The following is a 1,548-nucleotide window of genomic DNA, read 5'->3' as shown; positions in this document are numbered from 1 at the left end:
GCTTCGCCCTCGATCCGGGACCGCTGGCTCGGCCTGCGCAACCGCCTGGTGGCCAGCCCGCGCTTCCAGCGCTGGGCGGCGGGTTTTCCGCTGACCCGGGGCATCGCCCGGAAGAACACGCGGGCGCTGTTCGATCTCTGCGCCGGCTTCGTCTACGCGCAGGTGCTGACGGCCTGCGTCCGCCTCGACCTGTTCCGGGTCCTGGCCGAAGGGCCGCTGGCCCTCGACGCGCTGGCGCTTCGCCTCGATCTCCCGGTCGAGAACGCGCGCCGCCTGCTGCACGCCGCCGCCTCCCTCGACCTCGTGCGGGCGCTCCCCGGCGACCGGTTCGGCCTCGCCGATCTCGGGGCCGCCCTGAACGGCAACCCTGGCATCGCCGCGATGATCGAGCACCACGCGCTGCTCTACGCCGACCTCGCGGATCCGGTGGCGATCCTGCGTGGGACGGCGGCGCCGACCCGGCTCGCGCGCTACTGGCCCTACGCCGCCGGCAAAGCCGCCGACGCGGACGCGGTGGCGCCCTATGGCGGCCTGATGGGCTCCTCCCAGGCGCTGATCGCCGACGACGTGCTCGATGCCTGCGACCTGTCGCGAAGCCGGCACCTGATGGATGTCGGCGGCGGCGAGGGTGCTTTCCTGCAGGCCGTGGCGACCCGGCATACCGGCCTGGCCCTGACCTTGTTCGACCTCCCGGCCGTGGCCGGCCGGGCCTCCGAGCGGCTCGCGCAGGCGGGGCTTGCCGACCGGATCGCCTGCCGCGGCGGCAGCTTCCACGACGGCCTACCGGTGGGTGCCGACACGATCTCCCTGGTGCGGATCGTCCACGATCACGACGATGGCCCGGCCCTGGCGCTGCTCGCCGCCGCGCATGCGGCGCTTCCCCCGGGCGGGACCCTGATCCTCGCCGAGCCCATGGCCGGCACGCCCGGCGCCGAGCCGGTCGGCGACGCGTATTTCGGCTTCTACCTCCTCGCCATGGGCTCCGGCCGGCCGCGCCGCGCCGAGGAACTCCAAGCCATGCTGCGCAGGGCCGGTTTCACGATTGCGCGGGAGCATCGGACGCGCCGTCCGCTCCTCACCCGACTGATCGTCGCGCAGAAAGACGCGCGTTAGAGTAAGAATGACTTGACGCAGCAATGTGTCTATCTAGGATGACACATAGCGGTTCCGCACAAGCGAGAGTCGCACAAACAGCGGGCGGAATATTCCAGTCATGGACGCTCTCGCCGTCATCCTCGAACGTCCGGAGCGCTTGGCGGTCTCCCGCCTGCCCTTGACACCTGCCGGAGCGGCGGACGCGGTCATCGCGGTCAGCTGGAGCGGCATCAGCACCGGCACCGAGCGCCTCCTCTGGTCGGGCCGCATGCCGCCGTTCCCCGGCATGGGCTACCCGCTGGTCCCGGGCTACGAGTCGGTCGGCACGGTGGTCGAAGCCGCCGCCGACGCGCCGGTCCGGGTCGGCCAAACCGTCTTCGTTCCCGGTGCCCGCTGCTTCGGCGCCGTCCGCGGCCTGTTCGGCGGCGCCGCCTCCCATCTCGTGGCCCCTGC

General features: G+C 72.4%; 2 protein-coding genes. Both read left to right on the top strand.

Annotated elements, in window-relative coordinates; all coding sequences use genetic code 11:
• Positions 1-12 precede the first annotated feature (12 nt).
• Positions 13-1,113, top strand: coding sequence for a methyltransferase (locus FV228_RS29205; protein ID WP_147857654.1), 1,101 nt, complete (start codon positions 13-15; stop codon positions 1,111-1,113).
• A 100-nt stretch (positions 1,114-1,213) separates the two neighbouring features.
• On the top strand, positions 1,214-1,548 hold a 335-nt coding region (locus FV228_RS29200), incomplete at its 3' end, for an alcohol dehydrogenase catalytic domain-containing protein (protein ID WP_147857653.1).

Origin of the sequence: Methylobacterium sp. WL18 (genome assembly GCF_008040015.1) — a bacterium.
In the GTDB taxonomy this organism is placed as follows: Bacteria; Pseudomonadota; Alphaproteobacteria; order Rhizobiales; family Beijerinckiaceae; genus Methylobacterium; species Methylobacterium mesophilicum.
The sequence above is the reverse complement of the archived record's forward strand: the minus strand, read 5'-3'. Positions and strand labels throughout refer to the sequence as shown.